7 protein-coding genes are annotated in these 6,138 nt (G+C 28.9%); all 7 read left to right on the forward strand.

Features of this window, described 5'->3' with window-relative positions; translation table 11 throughout:
* Nucleotides 1-243, forward strand: a complete 243-nt coding sequence (gene mtrG, locus KQY27_RS01900; RefSeq protein WP_224424886.1) for a tetrahydromethanopterin S-methyltransferase subunit G — start codon at nt 1-3, stop codon at nt 241-243.
* A 15-nt stretch (nt 244-258) separates the two neighbouring features.
* Nucleotides 259-1,191, forward strand: a complete 933-nt coding sequence (gene mtrH, locus KQY27_RS01905; RefSeq protein WP_224424887.1) for a tetrahydromethanopterin S-methyltransferase subunit H — start codon at nt 259-261, stop codon at nt 1,189-1,191.
* Nucleotides 1,192-1,671: 480 nt separating this feature from the next.
* The gene (locus KQY27_RS01910; protein ID WP_224424888.1) at nt 1,672-2,718 is read left to right on the forward strand and encodes a calcium/sodium antiporter; all 1,047 of its coding nucleotides are present in this window, start codon (nt 1,672-1,674) and stop codon (nt 2,716-2,718) included.
* 156 nt (nt 2,719-2,874) lie between these two features.
* Nucleotides 2,875-3,330 (forward strand): universal stress protein, encoded by a 456-nt coding sequence (locus KQY27_RS01915; protein WP_224424889.1) that lies wholly within the window; start codon nt 2,875-2,877, stop codon nt 3,328-3,330.
* Between the two features lie 259 nt (nt 3,331-3,589).
* Nucleotides 3,590-5,056 carry a methanogenesis marker 14 protein gene (locus tag KQY27_RS01920; RefSeq protein WP_224424890.1) on the forward strand — a complete coding sequence of 489 codons (1,467 nt, stop codon included), beginning with the start codon at nt 3,590-3,592 and terminating at the stop codon, nt 5,054-5,056.
* A gap of 131 nt (nt 5,057-5,187) precedes the next feature.
* The gene (locus KQY27_RS01925; protein WP_224424891.1) at nt 5,188-5,892 is read left to right on the forward strand and encodes an NTP transferase domain-containing protein; all 705 of its coding nucleotides are present in this window, start codon (nt 5,188-5,190) and stop codon (nt 5,890-5,892) included.
* Between the two features lie 54 nt (nt 5,893-5,946).
* The coding region (locus KQY27_RS01930; protein WP_224424892.1) for a PRC-barrel domain-containing protein at nt 5,947-6,138 on the forward strand (192 nt) is incomplete at its 3' end.

The raw sequence follows: 6,138 nt of genomic DNA on the forward strand, positions 1-6,138 counted from the left end.
ATGTCTGAAGAAAATACAATACCTCGAGTACTTGTCTCTGCTGATGAATACAATAAAACTAATGAAAAATTAGATGAAATTGAAGAAAAAGTTGAATTTACTGTTGGTGAATATTACCAAAGATTAGGTCAACAAACAGGTAGGGATATTGGTATTTTATACGGTATAATAATTGGTCTTGTAATAATGGTCGTAATTTTGAAAATGGGACTTATACCATTACTATTAGGCACATTACTCTAGGATGGAGGTTTATAAATGTTTAGGTTTGATAAAGAACAAGAAGTTTTGGATATAGCTGGTGTAAATATTGGAGGCCAGCCAGGTGAATATCCAACTGTTTTAGCAGGTACCATCTTTTATGGTGGACACAATATTATTAGTGATGAAAAGACAGGTGTATTTGACAAAGATGCAGCAGAAGAAAGAATTAAAACTATGGAAGAAATGATGGATGTCACTGGAAATCCTTGTTTAGTACAAGTTTTCGGACAAACTGAAGAAGCTTTAGTAAAGTACTTAGAGTTTGTTGGAGACATTTCTGACTCTCCATTCCTTATAGATTCTACTTCTGGAGAAGCAAGAATGGCAGGAGCTAAATATGCTACTGAAGCAGGATTAGCTGAAAGAGCTATTTACAACTCAATAAACATGGCTGCAGAGCCAGAAGAAATTGAAGCTGTAAAAGAATCTGACTTATCTGCTTCTATTGTACTAGGTTTCAACCCAATGAACCCTTCTGTTGAAGGTAAAATGGGTATATGGGAAGATGGTGACGGAACTATCGATCAAGGTTTATTAGAAATGTCCGAATCATGTGGTATTACTAAACCTTTAATGGATACAGCTGTTACCCCTCTTGGTCAAGGTGCAGGAGTTGCTGCAAGAACTTCATTTGCTGTTAAAAGTAAATGGGGATTACCTGTAGGTTCTGGTATACACAATGTACCATCTGCATGGGATTGGTTAAGAGAATACAAAAAAGAACACAAAGAAGCATGGCCTGTATGTGATATAGGTTCTAACATTGTTCAACAAATGACTGGTGGAGATTTCGTTCTCTTTGGTCCTATTGAAAATGCTAGATTAGCATTCCCTGCTTGTGCTATGGCTGATATTTTCATAGCTGAAGCTGCTAAAGATATGGGAACTGAAGCTGTAGAAAATCACCCTATAAATAAAATGCTCTAAGCATTTAAGGGTTTCTACATATCAGTAAATATATTGATTAGATGTTTATCATCTAATCTTTTTTATTTTTATTTTTTAGATTTTATTCCTATTTTTAGATTTTTACTTGTTTTATTCTTAATTTTTATTATTTTTATATTGTTAAACAATATTTTCATATTTATTTAATATATACTGGAATTCTTATTATAATTTTTATAAAATTTTTTATTAATTATAAATATGTGCATTGGGATTGATTTTTTACAATATCTTCCTTCAAACTGTTCGTGTGATTAAAAAGCATGTATATGTGTATAAATATTAAATAAAACAGAATATTTTATCTCTATTTTATATTTTATATACTAATTTAATAGTTCTTCACTAAAATTTCAATAGGTTTATAATGTGGGAGGTGCATATTATGTTATTAGAAATATTATTTAAAATAAATAATTTAATATATTTAATTAATTTTTATGCATTGGAGAAATAGAGATGTTAGAAATAATCGGTATGTGTTTGATACTAGTTGTGTCTTTATTCATTGTTATTAAGGCGGCAGATTTATTTGTTGATAATATCGTTGAGATTGGAACTGCCTTAGGAATTTCTCAAATTCTTCTAGGAGTTACAGCTGCAGCTATAGGTACTTCATTACCTGAATTTGGTTCTGCATTAATTGCATCTCTTGGAGGCAATGCCGAAATGGGGGTAGGTGTTGTTATTGGTTCTAATATCTGGAATGTTGCAGGGATATTGGGTATAACTGCCACAGTCACAGGTCTTGTTCAAGCTGATAAGAAATCCATTAATCGTGATGGACTAATGGCTATAATAACTGGTCTTGTTTTAGTTGTTTTTATGATATATGGTTTTTTCACTGGAGAGTATCAAATTTCTGGAATTGGTTCTATTGTTATGATAATATTTTATATTTATTATATGAGAGTTCTTATTAAGGATCAAAAAAAAGATATCAAAGACATTAAAGATAATAAAGAAAAAATAGCTAAAGAAAAGGGTATTATTAAAGAAAAAACTGAAAATATCCCTAAAATTGAAGAAATTAATGGAAATAAAAAACCAATTCGGAAAAAAAGTATTCTGTTTATTGTTGCAGGGATTGTAGGATTGGCTATTGGATGTCAATTAATGATTATGAGTGCAGAGTCATTGGCGACCACATTTGGGATTCCTGAAGCTATAATGGGTTTATTTACTTTATCTATTGGTACTAGTATTCCAGAACTTGTAGTTACTCTATCTTCAGCAATGAAGGGGCTTCATGATATATCTATGGGTACTGTTTTTGGAAGTGTCACTTTTAATATATTAATTGGAATAGGCGTGCCTGCATTATTGGTATCAGTTCCAATTGAACCTTTATCTCTGTACTTTGATGCACCAATAATGATTGGAGTTATTGCCTTAACATTACTGATGATGAGATTTAATGGTATGAAATTAAATAGATATTCTGGTATATTTTTAATAGTATTTTATGCCTTATATGCATTTTTAAGAATTTTTGTATTAAGTTAATAGTATTTTGTAGAAAAAATAATAAGTTATTAAATATAAAATTTATATAGATAATTGAATTTTATTCATAATTATTTATTTTTATAGAATAATAATTAAAGAATATTTAACATTTAATTAATATATAGGTTAATGACATATTTATGTGGGGATTGGATGTATAGTAAAGTATTAGTTCCTATAATGGGAAAATATAGTAAAAATTTAGTAGAAAGTACCTTAGATTTGATTGATGGTAGGGATGTTGAATTAATTGCATTATATGTTGTAGATAATTCAGTTCCTTTTTTAACACCAAAAACAATAAAAGAAACAATGGTTATTGAACTAAAAGCTAAGGGAGAAATATTTTTAAATGAATTTGAGGAGTTAATAGACTTAGAAAAAAATAAAAATATTTCTTTAAGAAAAGAATTAATAGAAGGCAAACCTGCTGAGCTAATTGTGAAAATAGCTGAAGATAATTGTGTTGATGTTATTGTTATGGGTACTGGTAAAAGTATTGTAGATAAACACCTTTTAGGTAGTGTATCTGAAGAAGTAGTTCATTTTGCCCCCTGTACAATCCATTTAGTAAGAACAATTGATAAAACTACTTGTGATATTAAATAATTTTTTATTTTTCAAATTTCTACCTTTTTATTTTAATTTATGTTTTTTATTTTTCTATTTTTCATGTTTTAGCTTTTTTATTATTCTTATAATATTATTTTCTATTTTTTTATTTTTCTTTCTTTATTCCTAGATTGTTTTAATAAAATTTATAAACTCTATTTATAATACATATAATTAATAGAATATAAAATATTTTAAGGATATTTAACTTTAAGAATATTCAATATTTATTATAATAAAGTCAGGAAATGGGAAAATGTCTTTTTTAAGTAAAGTTTTCGGAGGGTCTAAGCCAGTCATGGCTGAAAGTCAGTTTAAGAAATTTGAATCTTTAAAATCTTCTCCTTTTGCAGCTAAAACTGCAGGATCTGGATACAATATGAAACCAGATGAATATTATATTGCTGGATCTGTTGAACTAGGAAATACTACAACAAAATGTATTATAAGTGCAACTAACCTTAATACTAGTGAAAGTTATCTTCTCAACAAAACTGTTAATATGACTAGGGATATTCGTCCACCAAAACCCAATGAAGAAGTTTTTGGTAAAACTGTATGGGGAATAGAACTTTCAAAAGAGTCTGTATCTGAAATGGTCAAAGATACTGTACTTGAAGCTGCAAAAAAAGCTCATGTTGATATAGAAAATGATCTTGATTTTGTTGTTCGTTCTACTGGTGTTACTGCAGGATTTGCTACTCCTGAAGAAAGTGGAAAGCTTATTATTGCTTTAGCTAATGGTTGCCTTGATGCTGGTGTTTCACCAAGAAAAATGGCTCCTGCTATGTCTGTTGATAATTTTCCAGACAGACTAAAAGACTATACTCTTCTTGATAAAGTAATGTTTGATGGTGCTGTTGTTAGTGTGCTACCTCCTCAAGGTGAAGAAGTCGTTTCTAATGAAATGGAAGGAGAACTTGTTACAGCAGGTATAAAACTTGGAGCTAAATGGACTAATGTTGATTATAGGAATCCTTGTGTTTCTATTGATTTTGGCTCAACTCTTGCAGGACGTGTTGTTAACAATGATGAACCTTATGCTCATACTGTAGGTAATTTTTTGGGTTTAGCTGGGGTAATAGCTGATTCTCTTGTTCGTGGAACTGATAAAGTTGATAAAAAAGGAGGAGCTGCTATTGATCTTTATTCTAAAGATATTCTTAAAAAAGCTAATTGGAAACAAGCAAAAATTAATGCAGAAAAAGTTCATAAACTAATAGATATTAGAAAAGTTCCAATGGATCGTGATAGATTTGGAACAGTCCCTCTTAAACCAGAAGCTGCTCAAAAAGCAGGTACTTGCTTAATTGGATGTGATGTGGGTGAAAATGGAGATAAAATACCCGATCTTATTTCATTAGGCGAAGAACTATATAAAAATGATGGATTGCCTACATTATTTGCTACAATGGATCATGTTAGTGCAATGATTGTAAAAAGGCTTCTAGATGTTGCATTTGAAGAAAAAATAATTGTTTCAGGATCTGCTCTTGGAATCACTGGAAGGGCAGGAATCACTGGAAAAAAACCTGAATTGATTCTTGAATATACTAAAGATAAATTTAAAGACTGTGTCTTTGTTTCAGATGGTTTGGCTTTAGGTTCAGCTATAATGGCTCGGTGCATGAATTCAATGGGAACTATAAACGCTCCTATTGGTGGAAAACAAGGAGGTCCTTGTATTTTAGGAGCTAGAAGAAAGTTACAACAAAAAAAATAATTTTATATATTCTCTATATTATTTATATCTATATCTTATATATTTAGATATTTTATATGGCATATATTCTATTATTATTTTTATATTTATTCTTTTAAAAAAATTTAAATTAATATTTGGGGTTATAATTAATGATAATAGCTGTATTAATGGCTGGAGGAAAAGGAAAGAGATTAAACACTGACATTGAAAAACCTCTTTTTAAATTTAAAGATAAATCATTAATTGAGTATGTGTTAAAAAACTTGAAAGATTCTAAATATATTGAAAAAATTGTTGTAGCTACAAGCCCTCATACAATGGAAACTAATGATTTTTTAGCTAAAAATCCTTCTTTTAATAATGCTAATCAGCATAATAACAATAACAATAATATTGATGAAGAAATTGATGGATTTAATATCTATAATGATTATTATAATTTTTTAGAAACTCCTGGATATGGATATTTAGAAGATCTTTCTTTTCTCTTATCAGGATTTGAAAAAAAATCAAAAAAAGATGTTTTATTATTTATAAATGCAGATTTGCCTTTTGTTTCTTCAGAAATTATTGATAATGTTTTAGAAGAATATTTTAAAAATGATAATCCTGCAATGTCTGTTTTAGTTCCATTATCTATTTGTAATGAATATGGTATTGAACCTTCATGTGTTTTTGAAGATTTGGTCCCTTCTGGATTAAATATTTTAATTAGTCAGAATAAAGTTCAAAAAGAAGATAAATTAATAATTCCAAAAATTGAATTAGCTTTAAATATAAATACTAATGAAGATGTTAAAGTAGCTAATTATTTATTTGATAATAATCTAATTAATGATTATTTTAGCCAATAAAAGCTAAAGTATATAAACTATACTCTATATATAATATCATTAATGGTGAGGATAATGGAAAATAGAAACATACCTAAAAAAGAAGAAAAATTGTGGAGTGAAGTTAAAGGTTATCAAGTTGCTACTAATAATGCACGTATTCTTGGTTCTCTTGATGAACTTGTTATAAATGAAAAAACTGGTAAAATTGTGGATATAGCTATAAAAGTTGAAAATGGCCGCAATGTCCATGTTAAAGGTGCTAAA

The sequence above is a fragment of the Methanobrevibacter sp. TMH8 genome (genome assembly GCF_020148105.1).
Classification (GTDB): Archaea; Methanobacteriota; Methanobacteria; order Methanobacteriales; family Methanobacteriaceae; genus Methanobinarius.

Coding starts and splice junctions, on each gene's coding strand:
- KQY27_RS01925 (WP_224424891.1), top strand. CDS start 5,188: ATGATAATAGCTGTATTAATGGCTGGAGGAAAAGGAAAGAGATTAAAC.
- KQY27_RS01915 (WP_224424889.1), top strand. CDS start 2,875: ATGTATAGTAAAGTATTAGTTCCTATAATGGGAAAATATAGTAAAAAT.
- mtrG (WP_224424886.1), top strand. CDS start 1: ATGTCTGAAGAAAATACAATACCTCGAGTACTTGTCTCTGCTGATGAA.
- KQY27_RS01920 (WP_224424890.1), top strand. CDS start 3,590: ATGTCTTTTTTAAGTAAAGTTTTCGGAGGGTCTAAGCCAGTCATGGCT.
- mtrH (WP_224424887.1), top strand. CDS start 259: ATGTTTAGGTTTGATAAAGAACAAGAAGTTTTGGATATAGCTGGTGTA.
- KQY27_RS01910 (WP_224424888.1), top strand. CDS start 1,672: ATGTTAGAAATAATCGGTATGTGTTTGATACTAGTTGTGTCTTTATTC.